This is a genomic window from Terrirubrum flagellatum (assembly GCF_022059845.1).
GTDB lineage: Bacteria > Pseudomonadota > Alphaproteobacteria > Rhizobiales > Beijerinckiaceae > Terrirubrum > Terrirubrum flagellatum.
The window spans coordinates 3,910,584-3,935,346 of the sequence record NZ_CP091851.1; the positions used below are offsets into that span (position 1 = coordinate 3,910,584).

General features: G+C 63.7%; 29 protein-coding genes and 1 other RNA gene. 13 read left to right on the forward strand and 17 right to left on the reverse strand.

What is annotated here, in order from left to right; genetic code table 11:
* Window positions 1-11 precede the first annotated feature (11 nt).
* Together truA and L8F45_RS18800 are read left to right on the forward strand one after the other, a co-directional pair.
* On the forward strand, window positions 12-758 hold the full coding sequence (gene truA / locus L8F45_RS18795) for a tRNA pseudouridine(38-40) synthase TruA (RefSeq protein ID WP_342359390.1): 747 nt from the start codon (window positions 12-14) through the stop codon (window positions 756-758).
* 54 nt (window positions 759-812) lie between these two features.
* A complete protein-coding gene (locus L8F45_RS18800) occupies window positions 813-2,315 on the forward strand; it encodes a M81 family metallopeptidase (RefSeq protein ID WP_342359391.1) in 1,503 nt (500 codons plus the stop codon).
* A gap of 226 nt (window positions 2,316-2,541) precedes the next feature.
* Here the strand turns inward: L8F45_RS18800 and dapE are convergent, their stop codons facing one another.
* From dapE to L8F45_RS18815, 3 genes are all read right to left on the reverse strand, one after another.
* Window positions 2,542-3,711: a succinyl-diaminopimelate desuccinylase gene (gene dapE / locus L8F45_RS18805; protein WP_342359392.1), complete on the reverse strand. Its 1,170-nt coding sequence runs from the start codon at window positions 3,709-3,711 to the stop codon at window positions 2,542-2,544.
* Window positions 3,711-4,553, reverse strand: a complete 843-nt coding sequence (gene dapD / locus L8F45_RS18810) for a 2,3,4,5-tetrahydropyridine-2,6-dicarboxylate N-succinyltransferase (RefSeq protein WP_342359393.1) — start codon at window positions 4,551-4,553, stop codon at window positions 3,711-3,713. Before dapD ends, dapE begins: the two co-directional genes overlap by 1 nt.
* Before the next feature lie 127 nt (window positions 4,554-4,680).
* A complete protein-coding gene (locus L8F45_RS18815) occupies window positions 4,681-5,199 on the reverse strand; it encodes a cysteine dioxygenase (protein WP_342359394.1) in 519 nt (172 codons plus the stop codon).
* A gap of 154 nt (window positions 5,200-5,353) precedes the next feature.
* Between L8F45_RS18815 and L8F45_RS18820 the strand changes: the two genes are divergently transcribed.
* Window positions 5,354-5,812: an Lrp/AsnC family transcriptional regulator gene (locus L8F45_RS18820; RefSeq protein WP_342363500.1), complete on the forward strand. Its 459-nt coding sequence runs from the start codon at window positions 5,354-5,356 to the stop codon at window positions 5,810-5,812.
* A gap of 3 nt (window positions 5,813-5,815) precedes the next feature.
* Here L8F45_RS18820 and recR read toward each other — a convergent pair whose 3' ends face one another.
* The 6 genes from recR to L8F45_RS18850 form a co-directional block, all read right to left on the reverse strand.
* Entirely contained in the window at window positions 5,816-6,418 is a 603-nt protein-coding gene (recR, locus tag L8F45_RS18825; RefSeq protein ID WP_342359395.1) for a recombination mediator RecR, read from the reverse strand.
* Window positions 6,419-6,557: 139 nt separating this feature from the next.
* Complete coding sequence (locus L8F45_RS18830; protein WP_342359396.1) at window positions 6,558-6,878, reverse strand: YbaB/EbfC family nucleoid-associated protein; 321 nt, start codon at window positions 6,876-6,878, stop codon at window positions 6,558-6,560.
* Window positions 6,879-6,896: 18 nt separating this feature from the next.
* Window positions 6,897-8,756 (reverse strand): DNA polymerase III subunit gamma/tau, encoded by a 1,860-nt coding sequence (locus tag L8F45_RS18835; RefSeq protein ID WP_342359397.1) that lies wholly within the window; start codon window positions 8,754-8,756, stop codon window positions 6,897-6,899.
* Between the two features lie 62 nt (window positions 8,757-8,818).
* Window positions 8,819-8,916: signal recognition particle sRNA small type (gene ffs / locus L8F45_RS18840), an RNA gene on the reverse strand.
* Between the two features lie 43 nt (window positions 8,917-8,959).
* On the reverse strand, window positions 8,960-9,364 hold the full coding sequence (locus L8F45_RS18845; RefSeq protein WP_342359398.1) for a type II toxin-antitoxin system VapC family toxin: 405 nt from the start codon (window positions 9,362-9,364) through the stop codon (window positions 8,960-8,962).
* Window positions 9,365-9,372: 8 nt separating this feature from the next.
* Entirely contained in the window at window positions 9,373-9,639 is a 267-nt protein-coding gene (locus tag L8F45_RS18850) for a type II toxin-antitoxin system VapB family antitoxin (protein WP_342359399.1), read from the reverse strand.
* Between the two features lie 99 nt (window positions 9,640-9,738).
* Here L8F45_RS18850 and L8F45_RS18855 point away from each other — a divergent pair, with 99 nt between their 5' ends.
* The 3 genes from L8F45_RS18855 to L8F45_RS18865 are packed head-to-tail and all read left to right on the forward strand — an operon-like array spanning window position 9,739 to window position 11,689.
* Entirely contained in the window at window positions 9,739-10,149 is a 411-nt protein-coding gene (locus L8F45_RS18855) for an HIT domain-containing protein (RefSeq protein ID WP_342359400.1), read from the forward strand.
* Window positions 10,150-10,196: 47 nt separating this feature from the next.
* The gene (gene nudC, locus L8F45_RS18860; protein WP_342359401.1) at window positions 10,197-11,123 is read left to right on the forward strand and encodes an NAD(+) diphosphatase; all 927 of its coding nucleotides are present in this window, start codon (window positions 10,197-10,199) and stop codon (window positions 11,121-11,123) included.
* Window positions 11,120-11,689, forward strand: a complete 570-nt coding sequence (locus L8F45_RS18865) for a GNAT family N-acetyltransferase (RefSeq protein WP_342359402.1) — start codon at window positions 11,120-11,122, stop codon at window positions 11,687-11,689. The genes nudC and L8F45_RS18865 overlap by 4 nt, the downstream gene beginning before the upstream one ends.
* A gap of 320 nt (window positions 11,690-12,009) precedes the next feature.
* Here L8F45_RS18865 and L8F45_RS18870 read toward each other — a convergent pair whose 3' ends face one another.
* The 4 genes from L8F45_RS18870 to L8F45_RS18885 form a co-directional block, all read right to left on the reverse strand.
* The gene (locus L8F45_RS18870; protein ID WP_342359403.1) at window positions 12,010-13,506 is read right to left on the reverse strand and encodes an ABC transporter substrate-binding protein; all 1,497 of its coding nucleotides are present in this window, start codon (window positions 13,504-13,506) and stop codon (window positions 12,010-12,012) included.
* A 160-nt stretch (window positions 13,507-13,666) separates the two neighbouring features.
* The gene (locus tag L8F45_RS18875) at window positions 13,667-14,251 is read right to left on the reverse strand and encodes a GNAT family N-acetyltransferase (RefSeq protein ID WP_342359404.1); all 585 of its coding nucleotides are present in this window, start codon (window positions 14,249-14,251) and stop codon (window positions 13,667-13,669) included.
* A gap of 230 nt (window positions 14,252-14,481) precedes the next feature.
* A complete protein-coding gene (locus L8F45_RS18880; RefSeq protein WP_342359405.1) occupies window positions 14,482-15,333 on the reverse strand; it encodes a prephenate dehydratase in 852 nt (283 codons plus the stop codon).
* 22 nt (window positions 15,334-15,355) lie between these two features.
* Window positions 15,356-16,099, reverse strand: coding sequence for a 3-deoxy-manno-octulosonate cytidylyltransferase (locus L8F45_RS18885; RefSeq protein WP_342359406.1), 744 nt, complete (start codon window positions 16,097-16,099; stop codon window positions 15,356-15,358).
* Window positions 16,100-16,213: 114 nt separating this feature from the next.
* Between L8F45_RS18885 and L8F45_RS18890 the strand changes: the two genes are divergently transcribed.
* Window positions 16,214-16,753 carry a c-type cytochrome gene (locus L8F45_RS18890; RefSeq protein WP_342359407.1) on the forward strand — a complete coding sequence of 180 codons (540 nt, stop codon included), beginning with the start codon at window positions 16,214-16,216 and terminating at the stop codon, window positions 16,751-16,753.
* A 226-nt stretch (window positions 16,754-16,979) separates the two neighbouring features.
* Entirely contained in the window at window positions 16,980-17,198 is a 219-nt protein-coding gene (locus tag L8F45_RS18895) for a GNAT family N-acetyltransferase (RefSeq protein ID WP_342359408.1), read from the forward strand.
* 15 nt (window positions 17,199-17,213) lie between these two features.
* On the opposite strand, the gene L8F45_RS18900 is transcribed toward L8F45_RS18895, so the two are convergent.
* Window positions 17,214-17,831 carry a L,D-transpeptidase gene (locus L8F45_RS18900; protein ID WP_342359409.1) on the reverse strand — a complete coding sequence of 206 codons (618 nt, stop codon included), beginning with the start codon at window positions 17,829-17,831 and terminating at the stop codon, window positions 17,214-17,216.
* Window positions 17,832-18,032: 201 nt separating this feature from the next.
* Between L8F45_RS18900 and L8F45_RS18905 the strand changes: the two genes are divergently transcribed.
* The 4 genes from L8F45_RS18905 (at window position 18,033) to L8F45_RS18920 (ending at window position 21,579) form a co-directional block, all read left to right on the forward strand.
* A complete protein-coding gene (locus L8F45_RS18905; protein ID WP_342359410.1) occupies window positions 18,033-18,914 on the forward strand; it encodes an alpha/beta fold hydrolase in 882 nt (293 codons plus the stop codon).
* A 16-nt stretch (window positions 18,915-18,930) separates the two neighbouring features.
* Entirely contained in the window at window positions 18,931-20,010 is a 1,080-nt protein-coding gene (locus L8F45_RS18910) for a tartrate dehydrogenase (RefSeq protein WP_342359411.1), read from the forward strand.
* A 78-nt stretch (window positions 20,011-20,088) separates the two neighbouring features.
* Window positions 20,089-20,853: a TerC family protein gene (locus L8F45_RS18915; protein ID WP_342359412.1), complete on the forward strand. Its 765-nt coding sequence runs from the start codon at window positions 20,089-20,091 to the stop codon at window positions 20,851-20,853.
* A gap of 42 nt (window positions 20,854-20,895) precedes the next feature.
* Window positions 20,896-21,579, forward strand: a complete 684-nt coding sequence (locus L8F45_RS18920; protein WP_342359413.1) for a TerC family protein — start codon at window positions 20,896-20,898, stop codon at window positions 21,577-21,579.
* A 12-nt stretch (window positions 21,580-21,591) separates the two neighbouring features.
* Here L8F45_RS18920 and L8F45_RS18925 read toward each other — a convergent pair whose 3' ends face one another.
* Genes L8F45_RS18925 through L8F45_RS18935 form a run of 3 tightly spaced genes read right to left on the reverse strand, consistent with a single transcriptional unit; the run spans window position 21,592 to window position 24,129 of the window.
* A complete protein-coding gene (locus L8F45_RS18925; RefSeq protein WP_342359414.1) occupies window positions 21,592-22,362 on the reverse strand; it encodes an ABC transporter ATP-binding protein in 771 nt (256 codons plus the stop codon).
* A complete protein-coding gene (locus L8F45_RS18930) occupies window positions 22,350-23,099 on the reverse strand; it encodes an ABC transporter permease (RefSeq protein ID WP_342359415.1) in 750 nt (249 codons plus the stop codon). Before L8F45_RS18930 ends, L8F45_RS18925 begins: the two co-directional genes overlap by 13 nt.
* A 4-nt stretch (window positions 23,100-23,103) precedes the next feature.
* Window positions 23,104-24,129, reverse strand: a complete 1,026-nt coding sequence (locus tag L8F45_RS18935) for an ABC transporter substrate-binding protein (protein ID WP_342359416.1) — start codon at window positions 24,127-24,129, stop codon at window positions 23,104-23,106.
* 159 nt (window positions 24,130-24,288) lie between these two features.
* Between L8F45_RS18935 and L8F45_RS18940 the strand changes: the two genes are divergently transcribed.
* On the forward strand, window positions 24,289-24,759 hold the full coding sequence (locus L8F45_RS18940; RefSeq protein ID WP_342359417.1) for an Lrp/AsnC family transcriptional regulator: 471 nt from the start codon (window positions 24,289-24,291) through the stop codon (window positions 24,757-24,759).
* The last annotated feature ends 4 nt before the right edge of the window (window positions 24,760-24,763 follow it).

The window sequence follows — 24,763 nt, forward strand, 5'->3', positions numbered from 1 at the left end:
CTCGTTTCATCGTGCCCCGTTTCAAGCTGATCATCGAATATGACGGCGGCGCTTACGCCGGCTGGCAATCGCAGGCCAATGCGCGCGCCGTGCAGGACGCCCTCGAAGACGCGCTTGAGCGCATGTCAGGAGAGCGGCCGCGGCTGACGGCCGCCGGCCGCACCGACGCCGGCGTTCACGCGTTGCATCAGGTGGCGCACGCCGATCTGAAAAAGGAGTGGCGACCGGGCAATCTGCGCGACGGGCTCAACGCGCACCTCAAGCTGATGGACGATCTCGTCTCCGTGATCGCCATTGAGCGCGTGGATGAGGAATTCGACGCGCGCTTCAGGGCGCGCAAGCGCCATTATCTCTATCGCATCTCGAACCGCCGCGCGCCGCCGACGCTCGACAAGACCCGCGTCTGGCACATTCCACGCAAGCTCAATTCGGATACGATGCATGAGGCGGCGCAGGTCCTCATTGGGCGCCACGATTTCACGACCTTTCGCGCCACCCATTGCCAGGCGAAAAGCCCGGTGAAGACGCTCGACCGTCTCGACGTCATCCGCAAAGGAGACGACATCGAAGTGTTCGCGTCTTCGCGCTCTTTCCTGCACAATCAGGTGCGCTCGATGGTGGGATCGCTTGTGGAGGTAGGGCTGGCGCGCTGGACGCGCGATGATCTGCGGGCTGCGCTCGATGCGAAGGACCGCAAGCGCTGCGGACAGGTGGCGCCGCCGCAGGGGCTCTATCTCATCGGCGTGGATTACGCCTGACGATTTGCGCTATCGTCGCTCGCGAAATCGCGCAGCGAAAAGAAGGTCTGAAACATGCAAGTCGACAAGCCCGTCAGAATCGCCGTGCTCCACTTCGCGCACGAGACGGTGACGTTTCTCGACAACGACACCACGCTCGACGATTTCATCTATGAAGGTTCGCCGGCGAAGGGAGAGGCGCTGCTGAACTCATATCCCAGGGAATATATCGGCGGCTTCGTCAAATGCGCGCGCGAATTCTCCGGCGTGACGCTTGTCGGCGTCCAGTCGCCCCTGTTCCCGAAAACCGGCATCGGCTCAGGCTGGGTGACGAACGAAGCCTTCGAGCATTTCTCGGCGATGATCCTCGCCGACTTGCGGGCGCAAGGCCCGTTCGATGGCGTCTATATGTCGCTGCATGGCGCCATGGCGGTGCGCGGCGTCGCGCATCCCGAGGCTGAGCTGGCGGCGCGCGTGCGCAAGGTCGTCGGGCCTCATGTCGTCATCGCCGCGACCTTCGATCCCCACGGCAATGAAGACGAGAAATTCCTGCAATCGGCCGACCTCGCCTTCTGCGTGAAATTCTATCCGCATTACGATAATTACCTTCAAGGTGAGCGCGCCGCGCGCACGCTGATCCGGGCGCTGCGCGGCGATTATTCGCGAAGCGTCGCGACGCGGAATGTGCCGATCATCAGCCCGACCGTGCTGCAATGGACCGGCGCCTCGCCCTGGATGGACCTCATCAATCGCGCGTTGATCTGGGAGGCGCGTGAGCCTGACGTCTTCGTCAACGTGTTCTTCGGATTCCCGTGGTCGGACGTTCCCGATGTCGGCCTGCATATCCAGGCGATTACCAACGGAAAGCCTGATCTCGCGGAGCGGATCGTAAAAGACATGGCCGAGAGCGCCTGGCGGAATCGCGAGGCCCTGCTCAATTCGGCGAAAATCTACGACATTGCGGAGGCGGTCGATCTTGCGGCCGCCGACGCCGCGTCCGGGCGTCGCCCTGTCGTTCTCGCCGATCACAGCGACCGGTCAGGCGCCGCGACCTGGATCCTCAAGGAGATCATCGCGCGGCGTCTCAGGCGAACGCTGATCGCCTCGGTGATGGATGGAAAGCTCATCGCGTCTCTGATGACGTCGGCGCGCATCGGCGACGCCTTCGATCACGAGGTCGGCGGCCGCGTCGACGCGTCGGCCGGCCAGCCCGTCAGGATCACCGGCGAAATCACCGGCATGGGACAAGCCAATGACGGCACTGGCAGCCGCTCTGACTGGATCAGCGTCGCTTTCGGCGATGGCAATGTGCTTGTCATCAGCGCGCATTACATGCAGGTGATCGAGACGACGATGCTCGAAGCCATGGGCTTCGCGCTTGGCGATTTCGACATCTTCGTCCTGAAATCACGCGTGCATTTCCGCCGCGGCTTCCATGACAGCGGCTTCGCCCCGCGCATCTATCTCGTCGAGCCGCCGGAGCCCTTCCTGGGAACGGTGCGGCTCGACGGGCTGCCTTACGAAAATGTGCGGCTCACGGATTTCTATCCCTATGGCGAGCCGGAGTTTGAAGCTTAAGTCGCGAGCCCGGAATTAAGAAACAGCGTCGCTTCGCGGAGTCTTTCGCTGGGCCCCGGACACGGTTCCGCTTCACTTCGTTGCGCTTCACCGTTCCGGGGACGGAGAGAGACTCCATGGTTGAGGTGAAGCTCTCTTCGTCCCGGGTTCCATGGAGTGAGGCGTATGCCGAGCAGAATGGAGACCGGGGCCCAGCACAACAAGTCGCGAAGCGACAACAGACTCATCAGCCTTGCGGCGAGAAATAACTCGCGATCACGCGGCGATAAATCCGCATCAGCCCTTCGAGATCAACGATCATCACGCGCTCGTCGATCTGATGCATGGTGTCGCCGACGAGGCCATATTCCAACACCTCGCAATAATCCTTGATGAAGCGCGCATCCGATGTGCCCCCTGTCGTGGAAAGCGTCGGCCGCTGGCCCGTCTCCGCCTCGATCGCATCGGCGACGATGTTCACGAAAGGCCCCGGCTTCGTCAGAAAAGCGGGCGCATTCGACGGCGCGACCGTCAGCGTGAAGTTGACGCTGTTGCCCGCGGCTTTCTCGCAGCGCTTGCGGATTTCCGCTTCCAGCGTCTCATGGGTCCAGCGATCGTTGAAGCGGATGTTGAAAGTCGCGCGCGCTTCCGCCGGAATGACGTTCGAAGAGGGGTTGCCGACATCAACCGTCGAGAATTCGAGATTCGACGGCTCGAAATGTTTTGTGCCGTCATCGATCGGCTTGTCCTGCAGCGCGACGAGCAGTTTCGTCAGGCCGCGGATCGGATTGTCGGCGAGATAGGGATAGCCGACATGGCCCTGCTTGCCGTTGACGATGATCTTGCCCGTCAGCGAGCCGCGCCGACCGATCTTGATCATGTCGGAGAGCGCCTTCGGATTCGTCGGCTCGCCGAGAATGCAATGATCGAAGCGCTCGCCCTTCTCATGCGCCCACTTCAGCAGCTTCACCGTGCCGTTGATTGCGGGACCTTCCTCGTCGCCGGTGATGAGGAAGCCGATCGAGCCGGCGAAATCCTTGTTGTCAGCGAGATAGTCGATCGCCGCAGCGGCGAAGGCCGCGACGCCGCCCTTCATGTCGACCGCGCCGCGCCCATAGAGCGCGCCGTCCTTCACGTCGCCGGCGAAAGGCCCATGCGTCCAGCGCGATTCATCGCCGGCAGGCACCACATCGGTGTGACCGGCGAACAGGAGATAGGGTTTTCCCGTTCCGAAGCGCGCATAGAGATTGTCGACATCAGGCGTGCCGGGCTCGCTGAAGGTCACACGCTCGCAGACGAAACCAGCGGCGGTCAGCGCCTTCTGCAATGTGGTCAGCGCGCCGCCCTCGTTCGGCGTGATCGAGGGGCAGCGAATGAGATCACGCGCGAACGCGACAACGTCGGTCATCGACGTCATCAATCGCGCAGCAATTCGTTGATTCCCGTCTTGGCGCGCGTCTGCGCGTCGACCGTCTTCACGATCACGGCGCAATAAAGCGACGGCCCCCAATTCTCGTTCGGCAGCGGCTTGCCCGGCAACGAGCCCGATACGACCACGGAATAAGGCGGCACCTTGCCGATATGAATCTCGCCGGTGTTGCGATCGACGATCTTGGTCGAAGCCGAGATGAACACGCCCATGGAGATCACAGAACCTTCGCCGACGATGACGCCCTCGACCACCTCGGAGCGCGCGCCGACGAAGCAGTTATCCTCGATGATGGTCGGATTGGCCTGCAGCGGCTCCAGCACGCCGCCGATGCCGACGCCGCCGGAGAGATGCACGTTCTTGCCGATCTGCGCGCAGGAGCCGACCGTCGCCCAGGTGTCTACCATGGTCCCTGAATCGACATAGGCGCCGACATTCACGAAGCTCGGCATCAGCACCACGTTCGGCGCGATAAAGGCGCTCTGGCGCACGGTGCAGTTCGGCACGGCGCGGAAACCGGCCTTCGCGAATTTCGCCTTGGTCCAGCCGTCGAACTTCGACGGCACCTTGTCCCACCAGCCGGCGCCGCCGGGGCCGCCCTTGATGACGGCGGAATCATTGAGGCGGAAGGAAAGCAGCACCGCCTTCTTCAGCCATTGATGGGTGACCCACTCGCCGTCGACCTTTTCGGCGACGCGGGCCGCGCCGGAATCAAGCAGCCCGAGCGCTTTCTCGACCGATGTCCGCACCGCGCCCTTGGTCTTGGGCGACACGTCGGCGCGCTCCTCCCAGGCCTTCTCGATCGTCGCTTCCAGCTTGGCGGTGGACATTGGTGATTTCCCTGCGAATGCGGGGCGACCGATGGCCCAGGCGCAGGGGAGAAGTCAATCGCAGTCGCGATTTCCCGACGCAGCGCGGGGCCGCGTCAACGGCAGATCAAGAGCTGTCATGCGCCGGTCAGCGCAGGCTTTCCTGATATTCCTTCTCGATCGACGACGCCTTCTGCGTGTGATCGAAGCCGTAGATGTGGATGGTGACAACCTCTTCCGCGCCAGCATTGCGCATCTGATGGATGTTCGGGCCGGAGGGAAGCATGCAGGCGGTGAAGCCCGGCTCGCGCAGGGCGATGTTGGTCAGGACTGCATGCGCGTCGTCGATCGCGTCGAACCAGCGTTCTTCCAGCGTCCCCTTCACCACGCCGAAGCAGCAGGAGCAGTGATGATCATGGATCGAGGTCGCGCAGCCCGGCGGCCAGACGATCGCCCAGATGCTCAGCTGCTCGTCGCCGAACAGGAGGTTGCGGGTGTAGGTCCTGGGATCGCGCTTCAGGTCGGCGAAGGGGATCTGCTCCGGCCGGGCGACGAAATCCTTCAACACGGCGCGGGCGCTGCGCAAATAGGTCTGGCAATTCGTGCCCTCGGCGCCGAGAGCCCGGAGCGGGGCCAGCGGATCGCGCGCGGTCTCGACGACCAGCATTGAAACCTCCCAAGTCTCAGGCGCTTAGCTTGCTCAAGGTAACCCGAGAGGGCCGCGATCGGTTTGCGTAGTTCTCCGGCAAGACTCCGCGAAGTAGAATGAATTTGCGGGATTGGCCGCGAATGGAGTATGAATTTTCTCCATGACCGACGCCTTGGACAAGATCGATCTGAAAATCCTCGCCGCGCTGCAATCCGATTCGACCCTGACCACGGCCGAGATCGCCGACCGGGCGGGCGTCTCCCCTACCCCCTGCTGGCGGCGCATCCAGAAGCTCGAGGAGGCCGGCTACATCCGCAAGCGGGTGGCGCTTCTGGATCGCAAGAAGCTCAATGTGGCGGTGACAGTCTTCGTCGCGATCCGGACCAGCCAGCATTCCGTGGAGTGGCTGGAGAAATTCCACGCCGCCCTGCGCGACATTCCTGAAGTGGTGGAGTTCCACCGGCTGTCCGGAAATATCGACTATCTCGTCAAGGCCGTGGTGCCCGATATCGACGCCTATGACGCGCTCTACAAAAAGCTGATCTCGCGTATCGAACTGTCAGACGTGACTTCGATGTTCGCGATGGAGGAGTTGAAGAGTTCGACCGAGCTGCCGCTCAGCCACGTCTGAGCGCTACATCGCCGAGCGCTGTCGCAGAGCCGCGGACAAAGTGCCCTCATCGAGATAATCGAGCTCGCCGCCGACCGGCACGCCATGGGCGAGCTTCGTCGCCTTCACGGGCAGATGGGCGATCACGTCGGTGATGTAATGCGCCGTGGTCTGGCCATCGACCGTGGCGTTGAGCGCGAGGATGACCTCTTTCACGGCAGGATCGGCGGCGCGATCGACAAGCTTCGCGATGTTGAGGTCTTCGGGCCTGACGCCGTCGAGCGCGGACAAGGTTCCGCCGAGCACATGATAGCGCGCGTTCAGTGCGGCGGCGCGCTCCAGCGCCCAGAGATCAGCGACATCCTCGACCACCACGATGATCGAGGCATCGCGCCTGTTGTCGCTGCAAATGGCGCAGGGATCGCTCGTATCGACATTGCCGCAATTCGAGCAGACCAGCACGCGATCGGCGGCGACGCGCATGGCGTCGGCGAGTGGCGACAGCAATTGCTCGCGCTTCTTGATGAGCTGCAGCGCGGCGCGGCGCGCCGAGCGCGGACCAAGGCCGGGCAGGCGCGCCAGCAACTGAATCAGGCGCTCGATTTCAGGACCGACAGAAGCGGGCAAATCACTTGTCCTGTTTTACTTTCGCGATGTCATGGCCGGGCTTGACCCGGCCATCCATACTTATTTCGCGTTCCAAGCCGCGGCGAAACTGGATCGCCGGGTCAAGCCCGGCGATGACATCTGGAAAAAACCGAGCGCATCAAAACAGCTTCAATCCCGGCGGCAGCGGCAGGCCGCCAGCGACAGCCTTCATTTTCTCCTCAGCCACGCGATCGGCTTTCAGGCGCGCGTCGGCATGCGCGGCGACAATGAGATCCTCAAGGATTTCGCCTTCGCCGTCCTTCATGAGCGAGGGATCGATGCTGAGCGATTTCAGCGCGCCCTTGGCCGTCAATGTGAGCTTGACCATGCCGCCGCCGGAGAGGCCCTCGACGGTCAGATTGTCCATCTCGGCCTGCATCTCGGTCACGCGCTGTTGCAGCGCTTGAGCCTGTTTCATCATTCCCATGAGGTCTTTCATCGGCGTCGGTCCTGTTCTCTAGAGATCGTCGTCGGAGTAGTCGCCGACCGCGTCGAAATCAGGGTCGGACTCATCATCGCTTTCGGGATCGCGTTCGACCGGCGGCGGAGGCGCGGCCTCGACGCTTTCCGCATCGCGGATCGCGACGATCTGCGCGCCGGGATAGAGATCCATGATCGCGCGCACCAGCGGCTCGGCGCGCACGCCGGTGAGCTTCTCCTGTTCGGCGGCGCGCTTGCGCTCGCGAATCGTCATCTCGCCCTCGTCGAGCGAGATCGCCACGATCCAACGCTCGCCGGTCCATTCCTGCAGCTTGCGTGAGAGATCGTTCGGCAGCGATTGCGAGCCGCCTTCGGCCAGCGCGAATTCGATGCGGCCCTGCTCGAAGCGCACAAGCCTGACATCGCGCTCGATCGCGAGCTTGAGCTGGATGTCGCGATTCTTCTCGGCGAACGCCGCGACATCCTCCAGGCTTTTCAACATCACGCGCGGGGCTAAATCGGCGCGCGGGGCCGGCGCAGCGCGCGCCTCGATGCGCGGCGCGGCGTTCGAGGATGCGGCGAGGACAGGACGCGGCGGATCGAGTCGCGCCTGCGGCGCAGCGCTTTCGCGGCCACCGCCATTTCCACCCGAGGACGGCGGCGACGATGACGGCGCGCCGTCGCGGAACATCCTGATGACGTCGTCAGGCGTCGGCAAATCGGCGGCGTGGGCGAGACGAACGAGCGCCATCTCGGCGCTGGCGAGCGGACGCGGCGAGCCCTGCGTTTCCGTGATCGCCTTCGTCAGCATCGACCAGGCCCGCGACAGCACGCGCATCGACAGACGCGTGGCGAAATCGCGGCCGCGCGTGCGCTCGGCTTCCGTGAGCGACGCATCCTTAGCCGTCGCCGGCACGACCTTAATGCGCGTCACGAGATGGGAGAATTCGGCGAGGTCGGTCAGCACCACGGCGGGATCGGCGCCGCCGTCCCACAATTCGCGCAGCAGACCCAGCGCAGCCGGCAGATCGCCGCGCATTGCGGCTTCAAACAAATCGATGACGCGGCCGCGGTCGGCGAGGCCCATCATCTGGCGCACGGCGTCCGCCGTCACCTTGCCGTCGCCATGTGAAATCGCCTGATCGAGCAGCGATTGGGAATCGCGCGCGGAACCTTCCGCGGCGCGCGCGATGATCGCCAGCGCCTCGTCCTCGACCTCGACCTTCTCGTTCGCGCAGATATTGCGCAGCATCTCGACAAGCGTCGCGGCGTCGATCCGCTTCAGATCAAAGCGCTGGCAGCGCGAGAGAATCGTGACGGGAACCTTCTTGATCTCGGTCGTCGCAAAGATGAATTTCGCGTGCGGCGGCGGCTCTTCCAGCGTCTTCAGGAACGCGTTGAACGCGGCCGTCGACAGCATGTGCACTTCGTCGATGATGTAGACCTTATAGCGGGCCTCCATCGGCTTGTAGCGCACCTGATCGTTGATCTGCCTGATGAAGTCGACGCCGGTGTTCGACGCCGCGTCGACCTCGAACACGTCCATATGCTCGCCGTCGATGATCTTGCGGCAGTGAACGCCGAGCGTCGCAAGCTCGATCGTCGGACCGGCGTTTTTGTTGTCGGGCGTTTCGTAGTTCAGCGCGCGGGCGAGAATGCGCGCAGTCGTCGTTTTGCCGACGCCGCGGACGCCGGTCAGCATCCAGGCCTGCGGAATGCGACCCGACGCGAAGGCGTTCTTCAGCGTCCGGACCATGGCCTCCTGGCCATAGAGCTGATCGAAATTCCGGGGACGGTATTTGCGGGCGAGAACGCGATAGCCGCCGGCGGGCGCGTCCGCCGGCGCCGGAGCAAGGCCGGGGAGATCGAAGCTCGGCTCGGGCGTCTGGTCGTCCATCCATAAACCTTAGCGCCGGCCGGAAGGCCGGGCCAAGCTCCCGACAGAGAATCGATGTGGAGGGTGGGAGGCTGGACGAAGACCCGCCCGGTGCTCGTTAGGGCTGCTTCCTTCCGGACCTGACCCGGTTGGCGAGTGGTACGTCCCTCACCAACCTCCCGCCGGCTATATGGCCGCTCAGGGGATAGGAGGCAAGCGGGGCCTCAAGCGAGTGCAATCCGGGCGTCCGGAATATCCGTCTGCGAGAAATCGCCGCCCTTGAAGAGGAGCGGCAGGCCGCGCGCCCTGGCGAGCGCATAGGCGAAGCAGTCGCCGAAGTTGAGTTTGGCGGGGTGGCGGCCCTTGCCGAAGCGGCTGAACGCATCCGCCGCAAGTCGCGCCAGCGCTTCATCGACGGGAACAATGACAATCGCGCATTCATCGAGAATGCGTTGAACGCGCGTTTCGACCTCTTTCACTCCGAGCCCGATCAGGACGATGAACGTCTCCTGCAGATTACCCGCTGACATCAGATTGGAGGGCGACGCTTCCAGAAGCTCAAAAAGCGCCCGCGCGTCAGGCTCATCTTTCGCAATCGCCACAATGACTGAGCCGTCGACAACCATCATGACGAGAGCTAGCGCGGCAGACCGTACTCGTCATACATCTCGTCCATGATCTCTTCGTAGCTGGGCGCATCCGGCGGCGTCTCGCGCTTGATGGCCTCCTGGATTTCGCGGACGCGCGCCCATTTCTCTTCGCGCGTCAGCTCACGCTTCCTTTCCAGCCGCTCCTTCTCGGCGCGCAAAAGGTCGAGCACGATCGCCGAGGTCCCCTTCCCCGTCGCCTGCTTGATCTCGGCGAGAAGGCGCTCGGCCTCCCTGTTCTTGATGTTGATGGACATGGCGGCGCAGCCGACGACTATACAGAAAGCGGATTGGCTTTCTGTATATCACCTCTCCCACCCCTTGTCAGGACGCCCGCGGCGGCGTTGGTTGCCCGCATGACATTTGCGCTCCATCCCCAGCTTGCGGCGGATACCTTTCCAGTCGGCGATCTCGCGCTCAGCGCCGTGCTGCTGATGAATGACGACCGCTTTCCCTGGGTCATCCTCGTCCCGCGACGCGCCAATATGCGCGACCTGATCGATCTCGACGAAGCGGACGCCGGCGCCTGCTCAGGCGAGATCAGGCTGGTCAGCCGGGCGATGAAGGAGCTGTTCAAGCCCCACAAGCTCAACGTCGCCGCGCTCGGCAACATGGTCCCGCAGCTTCACATCCATATCATCGCGCGCTTCGCCGAGGACGCCGCCTGGCCGCGGCCCGTGTGGGGCGTCGGCGAGATCAGACCCTATCCCGAACCTCTGCGCGCAGAGCGGATCGAGATGCTGCGCGCGGCCTTAAAGATCGCCTGATCAGGCGTAATCTCTCCTCCGACTCACTCTTCGATCGCAGATCCCCTTTGCCCTCCGCCCTTCCCCTTCTTCTGGGCTACGCCCAGGTCACCCTCGACCGCCACAGCGAACGACGCGACGATTCCGACTGGATCGACAGCCTCGCCAACAACAGAGAAGCGCGCACGCTGCTGTTCGCCGGCGAAATCCCGATCCTGAAACGACTCGCCGATGGAACTTCGTCTTCCTGGTTCACGCGCGACGAGGCGGCGAAGCTTGGCGAGCCCACTGACTCCGCCTTTCTCGGCACCGACGAATATGGGCCGCTCTTCGCCGCGGCGCTCGATGCGAAACTCGTCGAACCGCTGAAGGAGCAGGGCTATGGCGCAGCCGACATGCGCACGGTCGCGATGCGCAGCTTCGTCACGCCGGAAGAGACGTCCAATCTCGGCATGGCGAAAGCGCTCTTCGCCTGGCACGCGACCCATCGCTTCTGCGCGAAATGCGGCCAGCCCTCGAAGCCGGCGCATGCGGGCTGGCGGCGCGACTGTCCCCATTGCGGGGCGCAGCATTTTCCGCGCACCGATCCCGTGGTGATCATGCTCAGCGTGATCGGCGACAAATGTTTGCTCGGCCGCTCGCCGCGTTTCGCCGCGCCGATGTATTCTTGCCTCGCAGGCTTCATGGAGCCGGGCGAATCAATCGAGCAGGCGGTGCGGCGCGAGACGCGCGAGGAAGCCGGCGTGATCTGCGGGCGCGTCGATTATCTCCTGTCGCAGCCCTGGCCGTTTCCGATGTCGCTGATGATCGGCTGCATCGCGCAGGCGGAGAACGAAGAACTCACCATCGATCATAATGAACTCGCCGACGCGCGCTGGTTTTCGCGCGATGAAGCCTTGTCGATCCTCGAGAACCGGCATCCGGACGGCATCCAGTGCCCACCCGTGATCGCCATCGCGCATCACCTCCTGCGCCATTGGGTGGAGAAGGGATGAGCGCGCTCCCCGATAATCCGCATGTCGTGTTGCAGACGCCACGACTGCCGCTGCTCGACAGCTATGAGGATGCGCTCAGGCGCGGCTGGTCGCCCTTCGCCGGACAGGACGCGGCGGCGCAGGAATTGAAGAAACTCCTCGCCGACCGCGCGGCCTACCTTGCTTCGCTCAACGCGCAGGAAGGCATGATGGTGCTGCCGGACGGGCGCATGAAGCCGCGGCTGCCGTCGCGCCATTTCTTTATCAGCGATGGCGATTTCTGCGGCCGCATCAATCTGCGCTTCCAACATCGCACGACGGAGCTGCCCGACTACACCTCCGGCCATATCGGCTACGCCATCGTGCCGTGGAAACAGGGCCGCGGTTACGCCACCACGGCGCTCGCCGCCATCCTGCCGATCGCGCGGGATGTCGGCCTGCCCTTCGTCGTCATCACCTGCAATTCGGACAATCACGCCTCGCGCCGGGTGATCGAGAAATGCGGCGGCGTCTATACCGGCATCAAGCCCGACCTGTTCCAGAAGGACGTGCTGAAGCTGCAGTTCAGGATCGATCTCGCGCGCTGATCCGCCGCCGGCTCATCGTCGCCTAGCGGCTTTCCGAACTCGCCCGACGCCTTAAATGCGCGGCGAAATTCGCATCAACCATTAAGGTTAAATCAGGGCGGGGACCATTTCCGCCACTTAAACAGGCGTTTGGCGCCTTCGCCGAAAGGAGTTGGAAACGCCGGCGGCTTCAACTCGCGCCTTAACAGACCCCGCAGAATGCGGCGGCCTGGCAGGGGGCAAAAATCATGATGACCGTGATCGGCATCGCCTGGCTGGCGAGCTTCGCCGTGTTCATCGAAATGGCGATCAGGGCCAAGCCGCTGGACTGAGGCGGCGCTCTAATCCTTCCAGCCCATCCGGTTGATGAAGAAGCTCTCGTTGGGCGTGGGCGTCCATTGCAGCGCCTTGCTCGCCCCGTAGATCGCCGTCATCTGGTAGAGCGGAACGGTCGGGACCTCGTCGACGATGATGTGCGCGATCTTCGCGTAATCATCGAGCCGCTTTTTCTCGTCGAGCGTGGCGCGGCCGTCATCGAGCAGCGCGTCGATCTGCTTGTTCTCGACGATCGACCAGGAATTTCCCGAGTGGAAAATCTGGTAGAGCGCGCCGTCGGCGTCCTGGCAGGCGCATGACGAGGTGCTGATCGCGAGCGTCGGCCCACCTGACGCACCCTGCTGGATCGCCTTCAGGAAGGTCGCGGTGTCGACGAGCGAAATCGCGACATCAAAACCAACCGTGCGCAGTTGCTGCTGCACCGCCTGCGCGATGCGTTGATCGAAGAAGGTTCCAATCAGCAGATCGAATTTCGGCGGGCGGCCGGCTTCGACGATCAACGCCTTCGCCTTGGCGGGATCATAGGGCGGGCCGGCGAGATCCTTGGTCCAGCCGAAATGCGCCGGCGTCACCATCTGCGGGAGCGGCTTGTCGAAGCCGCCGAGGATGCCTTCTGTCAGCCCCTCCTTGTCGATCGCATGGGCCACCGCCTGCCTGAGCTTGAGATTGTCGAAGGGCGGCTTGGTCGGATTGATCCTGATGTAGGAGAGGCGTTCGGTCAGCGCGAAGACGCTCTTTGCGCGCGGCGATGATTTTAATTGTCCCGCGAGATCAGAATCGAGCCCGCGCACGATGTCGGCGGAGCCGGTCTGCACGTCGGCGAGACGTGTCGCGGCGTCAGGCACAGCACGGAACAGAGCCGTCTTGAACTGACCCTTGCGGCCCCAGTAATCGTCATTGCGCGCCAACGCGACGGATACGCCGCGCTTCCATTCCACGAATTTGTAGGGGCCGCTGCCAACAGGCGCGAGGTTGAACTTGTCGTTTCCAACCGCCTCGACCACATGCTTCGGCACGATCGACAGCTTCACGAGCTGCGCGAACAGCGCGGGATAGGCGCCGTCGAGCGTCAGCGTCACCTTGTTGGCGCCGGAGGCTTCGGCCTTCCTGATCTTGTTGAACTGGCCCTGCTGCGGACTGCCGAGCTTGGGATCGATGATGCGATTGACGCTGAACGCCACATCTTCCGGCGTCAGCGGCTTGCCGTCATGAAACTTCACGTCGCCGCGGATTTCGAGCTCGACGACGCTGTCGGAGATGTTTTTCCAGGAGGTTGCGATTTCCGGCACGATCGCGCCGCTATCGTCGCGGGTGACGAGATTATCGAAGATGTTGCGATAGACGTAATAGCTGTCGGGATTCCATTGGATCTGCGGATCGAGGCTCGACGGCTCGCTGACCATGTCGATGACGAGGTCATCCTTGGCGGCGGCCTCGAAGGCGCAGAGCGCGACGCCGACGCTCACCCAAAAACCCAACGCGCGCAGTCTTTTCCTGATCATCGCCGCCTCCAGCAATCCCGCATCGCGAGCCCGGCCCGCCTGAAAAGCGGCGCATCTCATCACCGCAACCCTGCGACGGCAAGGACGCCCGAGAAGATCAGGATGATTTTCCGCGCGGGCGCGCCGCGACAAAATAGAGCTTCCGGCTGAACTGAAGAAGTCAGAAGGAATCCCACCTCATGCCGACGTCTTCGACGATAAAGCCATGTCGTTCGTCGCGCTTGATCGTTCCCGTGACTCGCGCGCCCATGCGCTCATAGAACTCGATGGCGCGGTCATTGCCTTTGAGAACCCAGAGGCCGACCGAGCGATCCTCGCCGCCTACATGAGAGGCGCGAAGCGCGTCGAACATCGCACCCATCAGCGCCTTGCCGACGCCGACGCCCTGCGCCGCACGCAGCACATAGATCCTGCCGATCTCGTAGCGCGTTTCGAGCTCCGGCTCACGCGCAGGACCGCATTGCGCAATGCCGACGATGCGAACGTCGGGAGCATCGGCTGGCGCGAAGCGCATGTCGTCTCCGACTGTCGGCGCATCGACCTCCGCGACAAAGCGTCCGACGCCGGCCGGGTTTTCATGAATGATGCGACGCCACTGTCCCAGCCGTTCGTCGAGCGGGACAATCAGCTCCGGCGGCAGGAGGCCGGGATAGGTCTCCTCCCAGCTCCGGTGATGGACATGGGCGATCGCGTCCGCATCCTCGATGCGGGCGCGACGGATGCGGGAGGGCGCAGCAGAGTCCATATATTGTCATCGCCCGGCTCGGCGGCGTGGTCCAGAGCACCGTTCCCGGAACGTCGAGCGAGCGTCAGCGAAGTGAGACGTGTCCGGGATCCAGCAAAAGAATTGCGAGCGAAGCGAGCGCTCAATAATCAATCTCGCCGCGCCTTCGGCGCGAACATCTTGCGCTGGACCCCGGTCTCCATTCCGTTCGCTTCGCTCACTTCATGGAACCGGGGACGGAGGAGAGCCCTCTAGTTTTCTTCCCTGAAGCTGTCGCGGAAGGGATGGCGGGGATAGACGCCGAGAATGCGGAATTCGCGCGAGAAGAAGTTCAACTCCTCCAGCGCGCGCGCCAGGCCGATATCCTGCGGATGACCGTCGACCTCGGAATAGAACATGGTGGCGAAGAAATGCCCGTCCATCATGTAGCTTTCGAGCTTGGTCATGTTGACGCCGTTGGTGGCGAAACCGCCGAGCGCCTTGTAGAGCGCGGCCGGCAGGTTGCGCACGCGAAACATGAAACTGGTGACGGTCGGGCCGTTATTGGCCTCCGCGAGCTGCTGCTTCTTCGAGAGGATGATGAAGCGCGTGACATTGTGTTTCTCGTCCTCGACATCCTCGGCGAGAATGTTGAGGCCGTAGATCTTGGCTGCGATACGCGGCGCAAGCGCGGCGCGCGTGGGATCATTCCACTCCGCCACCTGGCGCGCGGCGCCGGCCGTGTCCGCGGCGACGACGGCCTTCATGCCAAGCTTGCGGATGATCTTGCGGCACTGCCCCAGCGCATGAATGTGGCTGTGCGCGGTCTTGATCGTCGCCAGCGACGCGCCCGGAATCGCCATGAGCTGGAAGCGGATCGGAAGGAAGTGCTCGCCGATGATATGCAGGCCCGACCGCGGCAGGAGATGATGGACATCGGCGACACGGCTGGCGATCGAATTCTCGATCGGAATCATGCCGAGATCGGCGGCGCCATCCTGAACCGCAGCGAAAGCGTCTTCAAAGGTCGCGCAGGGCAACGGCTCCATGTCGGGAAACACCTCCTCGCATGCGATGTGCGAGTTGGCTCCGAGTTCGCCCTGGAATGCGATGACGCCCTTCACAACAGATGCTCCTGCGACATGATCAATGCTGAGCCCGCTGCGACAGCGCCCAACGGGCGCGATCGAGATCGCCGGGCGTATCGACGCCACGCGGCGCATGATCGATGATCATGGCGTCGATGCGCATGCCGTCCTCGAGCGCGCGCAGCTGCTCGAGGCTTTCGCGCTCTTCCAGCGGTGAACGCGGCAGCGACACGAAGCGCTTCAGCGCAGTGCGGCGGTAAGCGTAAACGCCAGCGTGATGATAGAGCGGCCCCGGGCCGGTCGGCGCCGTCGCGCGCGTGAAGTAGAGCGAGCGCAGCCGATGCTCCGACACATGCGTGCCGATCAGCTTCACCACGCTCGGCGCGGTCATCTCGTCGGGATCGACGATGACAGAGCAGAGCGTGCCGATCGCAACATCAGGATCGGACAGGGGCAGCACGGCCGCCGCCAGCGCCTTCGGGTCCATGGTCGGGAAATCGCCCTGCAGATTGACGACGATGTCGTGCTTCCCCTCGGGATCATGCGTCTCCATGGCCGCATGGATGCGGTCGGAGCCGGAGGGCAGACCGGACTCGGTCATGATCGCGACGCCGCCAACCTTGCGGACCGCGTCGGCGATGTCAGGCGTGTCGGTCGCGACGATCACCGGACCGACCTCAGCCTCGATCGCGCGGCGCCAGACCTGAACGATCATCGGCTCGCCGAGAATGTCCGCCAGCGGCTTTCCCGGCAGCCGGGTCGAGGCCATGCGGGCCGGAATGGCGATGATCGGATTCGACATCAGGAGCGACGTCCTCTCAGGCGGCGAAAGGTAGCAGCCGCGGCCGGGCTTATACGAGTTGCAAAGGCAGGCGCAATCCGGCATTCACCGCCCATCTGACCAACGAGACGGACCATGGCCGCGACGACCCCGGGGAAGGACCCGCTGCTGTTCAACAAGATCTCCGGCGCGGTGCTGGGGACCCTGCTGTTCGTGATGGGTCTGAATATCGGCGCCGAGGGCATCTTCCATTCGCCGAAGCCGGCGGTTCCCGGCTACGATCTTCCCGCGGCGGAGGAACATGCGGCGGGAGCGAGCGACAAGCCGGTCGAAGTCGCGCCGATCGCCGATCGCCTCGCCAAGGCTGACCCGGCCAAGGGCGAGAACGTCGCCAAGCAGTGCCTCTCCTGCCACAGCTTCAAGCCCGACGGCGCCGGCGCCCAGAATGGCCCGCATCTGTTCGGCGTGTTCGAGCGCGCCAAGGGTTCCACGAGCTTCAGCGGCTATTCCGCTCCGATGAAGACCCACACCGCCGAAAAGTGGACGGCCGAGGACCTCGACAAGTTCCTCGCCAACCCGAAGGCGGCGGTGCCGGGCACGGCGATGGCCTTCAACGGCGTGACCAATCCTGATCGCCGCGCCGAGCTGATCGCCTATCTTGAAAAGCTGAAATAAGGCCTCGCCATGCCGGATGAGAACATCCGGCAGGCTGACGATCCCGATCACGCGGCCGAGCTGATCGAGCGCGAGCTTCTGGCGGCGCTCGCAGGCAATCATCCACCAAGCGATTACAAGCCGATCGTCTTCGAGGCGCGCGACTCAAAGGGCGCGTTGATCGCCGGTCTTGCCGGCGGAACCTCCTATGGCTGGCTGCTGATCAAGGCGCTCTGGGTCGCGGATCATGCGCGGTCAGGGGCTTGGTGCGCGGCTGATGGCCGAGGCGGAAGAGGCGGCTCGGAAGCGCGGCTGTCATCACGCCTGGCTCGACACGTCGAGCGCCCGCGCCGAGCGATTCTACGTCAGGCTCGGCTATGAGCGATTCGGCGTGCTGGAGAATGGCCCGGAGACCCCGCCCGACGGGCATCGCCGCGCGTTCATGCGCAAGCGGCTCGGCGGCTAAGCCGCCGTCGGCTTCTTACTTGACGATGACCTTGGTGTTCAGCGCGACGCGATTGTAGAGGTCGATCGCGTCGATGTTGCGCATCCGGATGCAGCCGGACGAGGCCGAGCGGCCGATCGTCTCCGGCTCGTTGGTGCCGTGGATGCGATACAGCGTGTCCTTGCCGTCCTGATAGAGATAGAGCGCGCGGGCTCCGAGCGGATTGTCCGGGCCGCCCTCCATGCCGCCGGCGCGCGGCAGCAGGTGCGGCCAGCGCTTCAGCATGTCGGCCGGGGGCGTCCAGCGCGGCCATTCCGCCTTGCGCTTGACCTCGGCCGTGCCGGTCCAACCGAAGGCTTCGTCGCCGGTCGCGACGCCGTAGCGGATCGCCTTCTTGTTCGGCAGGACGAAGTACAGGAACTTCTCGGTCGTATCGACGATGATCGTGCCCGGCGCTTCGCCCGTGGGGTCGTTGATCTCGTAGCGCTCGAACTGCAGGTCCATGTCGGACTTGGGCACGAGCGCCAGCCATTCCGTATCCCGGGAGGAAATCACCGGGTCCGGCACGCCTTTGTAATTGCAGGCCGAAAGCCCAAGCGTCGACGCGAGCGCGGCGACCAGCGGAAGGGACAGGCGGGGCGCGGAAAAAGTCATGAAAAGGGCTGCAAATTGCTCGCGTTTCGTCAGCTTATGCGGGCCCCGGCATGCATTTGCAACGGCCAGCGGGCGATTTTCAGCACAGGGTTGCATCAGGGACACGCTCTGCACGGTTTTCAGGGTGGGAGGACAAGCCTAGATTGCGGCGTCCCCGAGGGTTCGCCCCCTCATCGCAGGAACAGGTTTCCAGACCTCCCCATGTCGCCGGCCGACGCGCTCTTTCCCGGATTCGTCGTCAACGATATCCCGACGGCAGGCGCGACCATCCGGTGCCGGATCGGGGGCGACGGCCCTGCCCTCCTGCTGCTGCATGGCTATCCCCAGACCCACATCATGTGGCGGCGGATCGCGCCCCGGCTCGCCCGGCGCTTCACCGTCATCTGTCCTGACCTGCGCGGCTATGGCGATTCGAGCAAACCGCCATCCGCGCCGGATCATGCGCCCTATTCCAAGCGCGCCATGGCGCAGGACATGGCCGAGGTGATGACGGCGCTCGGTCATCACAAATTCTTCGTCGGCTCGCATGATCGCGGCGCGCGCGTGGCGCACCGTCTGGCGCTCGACCATGCGGACCGCGTGCTGAAGCTCGCAACGCTCGACATCGCGCCGACGCGCGAGATGTATCGCGACGCGACCGACGCCTTCGCCCGCGCCTACTGGCACTGGTTCTTTCTCATCCAGCCGGCGCCCATGCCGGAGAAGATGATCGGCGCTGATCCCGACTTCTATTGGACCAGCCGCCGCGCGTCCGACATGAAGCTGTTCGAACCGGAAGCGCTCGCCGAATATCTGCGCTGCTTCCGCGACCCCGCTGTCATCCACGCAAGCTGCGAGGATTATCGCGCCGCGGCCACGATCGACATCGCCCATGACGACGCCGACGGCGGCAGAAAAGTCGCCTGCCCGATGCTGGCGCTTTGGGGCGAACGCGGCGCCGTGCATCGCTGCTTCGATGTGCTGAAGCTCTGGCGCGAACGCGCCGACGACGTGCGCGGCAGATCGCTGCCAGGCGGGCACTATCTCGCGGAAGAATTGCCCGACATCGTCGCGCAGGAATTCGAGACGTTTTTCACGGAATGAACAAGGCGAAGGACCGATGACCAAGCCCACCAACCGCAAATATCGCATCGCCGTCATCGCCGGCGACGGCATCGGCAAGGAAACCGTGCCGGAGGGCGTGCGCGTTCTCGAAAAAACCGCGTCGAAATTCGGCTTCTCGCTGGAGCTCGATCATTTCGATTTCGCCTCCTACGACTATTACGAGAAGCACAACCGGATGATGCCGGAGAACTGGAAAGAGCAGATCGGCTCACATGATGCGATCTTCTTCGGCGCGGTCGGTTGGCCGGCGAAGATTCCCGATCACGTCTCGCTGTGGGGCTCGCTGATTCTCTTTAGGCGCGAATTCGATCAGTATGTGAATCTGCGCCCCGTGCGGCTGATGCCCGGCGTTCCCGCGCCGCTCGCGAACCGCAAACCCGGCGACATCGATTTCTTCGTCGTGCGCGAAAACACCGAGGGCGAGTATTCCTCGATCGGCGGCAAGATGTTTCCTGGCACCGATCGCGAATTCGTCATTCAGGAGTCGATCTTCACGCGCAAGGGCGTCGACCGCATTCTCGATTTCGCCTTCAAGCTCGCGGAAAAGCGGCCGCGCAAGCATGTGACGTCGGCGACGAAATCGAACGGCATCTCGATCACGATGCCCTATTGGGACGAGCGCGTGCGCGAAATGGCGAGACGCTATCCGCATGTCACATGGGACCAGTATCACATCGACATTCTCACCGCGCATTTCGTGCTCAATCCGCAGAAATTCGATGTGGTCGTCGCCTCGAACCTGTTCGGCGACATTCTCTCCGATCTCGGTCCAGCCTGCACCGGCACCATTGGCATCGCGCCCTCTGGCAACATCAATCCGGAAGGCGACTTCCCCTCTCTCTTCGAGCCGGTGCATGGCTCGGCGCCCGACATCGCCGGACAGGGGGTCGCCAATCCTGTCGGCCAGATCTGGACCGCTTCCATGATGCTCGACCATCTCGGCGAGCCGGAAGCGGCGGCGGCGATCGTGAAGGCGATCGAGCATGGCCTCGCCGATGAGCGGCTGCGCACCCGCGATCTCAAGGGTCAGGCCGACACCGTGGAAGCAGGAAAAGCGATCGCCGCTGCGATCTGACAGCAGTTCGATCGGGTTGCCCGTCGTGGCCCGACCGGCTAGCAGGCGTGATCGCTCTTTGGGAACCTCTGCGCGCCGATGTCTGGATCGTGGGCTGAACTTTTCGCCAATATGGGCGTCGTGGGGAAGGCGCTCGAGATCATCGGCGTCAACATCATTCTCTCCGGCGATAACGCCGTCGTCATTGCGCTCGCCTGTCGCGGCCTGCCGCCGGAACAGCGCAAATGGGGCATGATCCTCGGCGCAGGCGTGGCGGTGGCGCTGCGCATCGTCTTCACCGTCGTCATCGCAAGCTTGCTCGGCGCGCCCTACCTGCGCATCGTCGGCGCGCTTCTGCTGTTCTGGATCGCGATCAAGCTGATCATCGAGGACAATGAGGGCAAGGAAGACGAGATCAAGGCGAGCGACAAATTATGGAAGGCGGTGCAGACCGTCGCCATCGCCGACGTGGTGATGAGCCTCGACAATGTCATCGCCATCGCCGCCGTGGCGAAGGACTCCACTACGCTGCTGATCCTTGGTCTGCTGATTTCGATTCCGCTGATCGTGGTCGGCGCGGGCCTGATCATGTCGCTCCTGTCGCGCTTCCCGATCCTGGTGTGGGCCGGCGCGGCGCTGCTCGGCTGGGTCGCCGGTGAAATGTTTCTCGGCGATCCCAAGCTGCTGGAGTGGCTGCAGTCGACTGCGCCTCACCTCGTGCATCAGGTCGGCGCCGATCAGAGCGCGACCGGCAAGGAAGCGGTGAAGTGGCTCGAATATACGGCGGCAATCATCGGCGCGGTCTTCGTCGTGGCAGTCGCCTATATCCTCAAGAAGCGTGCGCCCGAGGGCCATGCGGCTTGACGCGGCTTCCTCTCGTCATCGACGCTTCGTAAACAGAGCGCCATGAACCTCTCCAGCGATATTCTCGTCTCGGTCCTGCAAATCGTCTGGATCGACGTGCTCCTCTCCGGCGACAACGCCGTCGTCATCGCGCTCGCCTGCCGCGAACTGCCGGCGAAGCAGCGCAAGGCGGGCATCCTGCTTGGCACGGGCGCTGCGATCCTGCTCCGCATCCTGTTCGCGGCTGTGATCATCTATCTCATGAAGATCCCGCTGCTGAAGCTGGCGGGCGGGCTGCTGCTGCTCTGGATCGCCGTGAAACTGGTCGTCGGCGAAGAGGATCATCGGGAGATCAAGGCGTCCGACACGATGTGGAATGCGGTGCGCACCATCGCCATCGCCGACGCCGTGATGAGCCTCGACAATGTGCTCGCCGTCTCGGCGGCGGCGCATGGCGATATCTCGCTCTTCATCTTCGGCATCGTTCTGTCGATCCCGCTGATCATCTTCGGCTCGTCCGTGGTGCTGGCGCTGCTGACGCGCTTCCCGATCCTCGTCTGGTTCGGCGCGGCGCTACTCGGCTGGATCGCCGGCGACATGATCAGCGAAGACCCATGGCTGACCGACCGTATCGGCAAACCGGCCGGCCTCGTGCAATATCTCGGCGACACGATCGGCGCGCTGTTCGTGCTCGCCGCCGGCTTCTTCCTGAAATGGCGCAAGGAACGGTTGGCGCACGGCGCCTGAGCGCCGGAAAGATCAGATCGACGCGCCATCCATGATCGTTTCCTGCGCGAGACCTTCGCGCAGGCGCTCCGCGGCGAACGATAAAGCCGCATCCTTGCGCGCGCGGGGACGCGCCGCATCGATGCGGTGCTCCGCGACGACGCGGCCGGGACTGCCCGCCAGCACGACGACTCGATCGGCGAGATAGGTCGCCTCATCGATATCGTGTGTGACGAACAGGATCGTCTTGCCCGTCGTTTTCCAGATGCGGACGATCTCATCCTGCAACGCTTCGCGCGTGATGGCGTCGAGCGCCGAGAAGGGCTCATCCATCAGAAGAATGTCGGGCTCAACCGCAAGCGCTCGGGCGAGCGCGACACGCTGGCGCTGACCGCCGGACAATTGATGCGGCCAGCGCCCGGCCAACGCGCCGAGCCCGACGAGATCGAGCATCGCCTGCGCGCGCTTCAGGCGCTCGGCGCGCGACAGATTCTGACGCTCCAGCCCAAAGGCGACGTTGGCGATCACCCGCCGCCAGGGCAGCAGGCGCGCATCCTGAAAGACGAGCGCCACGGGACGCTTCTGCGGCGTCTGCGCGGCATGAATGTAAGCTACGCCTGAATTCGGCTTGGCGAGCCCCGCAAGCACGCGCAGCAGCGTCGATTTGCCCACGCCCGACGCGCCGACGATGGCGAGAAATTCGCCGCGCTTCACGCTGAGATCGAGATTCTCGAGAACAAGAGTCCGCTCGCCGTCGCGCGTGAAGGCAAGCGACAGCTTCTCGATGTCGATCACGCTCTCCATCTGAGCAGCCATCCCTGAAGAGCGACGAAACCCGTGTCGATGATTCCGTAAAGCGCGGCCATGGTCAGCATGTAGATGACGACGAGATCGGTCGCGAGCAGGCTTGACGCCTCCGTCATGCGCTGGCCGAGGCCCGCGACGCCGAACAGTTCGGCGGCCACCACCGACATCCACGCCTGGCCAAGCGCCGTGCGCACGCCAACGAGGATTCCCGGCGTCGCCGCGGGTAGCAGAACCTTCACCAATCGCGACCAGCCCGAGGAAAAACCGAATGCGTCCGCTACTTCGATGAGATCGCGATCGACGGCGCGCACCGCGCCCTGCGCCGCGAAGAACACGATCCAGAACACGCCGACGGCGATGATGAAGACCGCGGCCGACGTCGTGGCGCCAAACCAGATGATCGCGAAGGGAATCCAGGCGAGGCCTGGAATGGGGCGCAGCAAGCGCACAACCCAGGAAAGAATATCTTCCGCGATCCGATACATGCCGGTGATCACGCCGCCCGCTGCGCCGAGCACGGCGCCGCAGCCAAGGCCAAGCGCATAGTGGCCAAGGCTGCCAAAAATCGCATTCGTCCACGCGCCCGAGGCGATCTCGCGCCAGAGCGCGCGCGGCAATGAACTCGGCGTCGGCAGAAAAGCCGGATTGATGAGGCCGAGCCTCGGCACCGCTTCCCAGAACAGAAGAAAGGCCGCCAAACCGATGGCGGCCAGAAAACTTGAACGAAACCGCATCGATTCATTGCCCGGCGAGCGCGGCCTCGTAGTAGCGCGCGTCAAACAGCCCGTCGAACGGAAACTCCTTTTCGAGCGATCCGAGCTTCACCTGATAAGCCTGCATAGCCTTTGCAGGCTCGATGATGGCGCGCGGATCGATCACGAACTTCGTCGCCGGCGAGCCCAGCGCGCGCTTGATGGTCGCAGGCTCGACGATGCCCTTGCCGAGCGCCGCAGCGATATGCGGCGCGGCGCGATCGGGATCGGATTTCAGAAGCTTTTCGGCGCGCACGAGATTGCTGACGAGCGTCTGCACCGCGCCATTGTTCTTCGAGACGAAGGCTTCCGACACAGCGACCACCGTCCCGGGCTGGCCGGGAAACAGCTCATCGCCCGTCGCAATCAGTTTGATCGCAGGATTGCGCTCGCCAATGATTGTCACGGCCGGCTCCCGCACGATCGCGCCGTCAACGGCGCCGGCGAGAATCGCCTGCTGCGTCGCATCGATTCCCATCGGCACGACTTCCGCGTCAGCCTTGTCAGCCTTCGCGACTTCCCACAGCCAATATTGCAGCGTCGTGTTCGGCACTGAGCCGGCGGGCTGCGTCGCGAGACGCGCGGCCTTGCCTTGCGCCGTGCGGAAGGCCTTGAAGGCGGCCGCGGGCGCGACGCCCGGCGCGAAATGCGCGGCGAGTTTCGGCCCCGCGACAAGCACGTTCTCCGCCGTCGCAGTCGCTGCGACGACGCGAATATTGACGCCACGCGATTTCGCGACGGCCAGCGGCGCGACGCCGGCGACGTAAATATCGATCGTGCCCGAAGCGAGCGCCTGGATCATGTTCGGGCCCGACTCGAACGTGGTGAAGGCGAGTTGCAGTCCCTTCTCCTTCAGCCAGCCCTCGCGGTCGGCGACGAAAACGGGCGCTGCGCCCATGATCGGGATGACGCCAACCCGCGCCTGCACGGCGCTCTGCGCGAACGCATTCCGCGCCGCGAGCGGCGCGACCGCGACCGCCGCCAAACCCGCGGCGAACCGACGCCTGTCCATTATTCGTGCTCCATGACGAGACGTCGGGCAAAAAGCGCCGTTGACGCCGGGAAGAAGATTTTTCTATGTGTGGCTGACTGATGGCAATCAATAGGGAAGAATATTCTCCCTTCTGGAATCGGAAGAGAGTGTCCTTCTCCAAAATTGGGGCTCAAGAGAATGGATGCGATCGATCGGAAGATTCTGACCGCCTTGCAGGAGAATGCGAACATCTCGATCGCCGAACTCGCCGATCGGGTGGGCCTATCGCAGACGCCTTGCTGGAAGCGAATCCAGCGCCTCGAAGCGAACGGCGTCATCATCAAGCGCGTCGCGCTGGTGGCGCCGGAAAAGATCGGGCTTGGCCTCACCGTCTTCGTGCAGATCGAGACCGGCGATCATTCCGGCCCGTGGCTCGACAAATTCGCGGAGACGGCGTCGGCGATGCCCGAAGTGATCGAGCTCTACCGCATGGCCGGCGATGTCGACTATATGCTGCGTGTCGTCGTGGCCGACATGGCGCAGTATGACGCCTTCTACAAAAGGCTCATCAACACGATCCCGCTGAAGAACGTCACCTCGCGCTTCGCCATGGAGCGCATCAAATCGACGACGGCCTATCAGGTGCCGGCGCTGCCGAAGGTGGCGTGAGGCG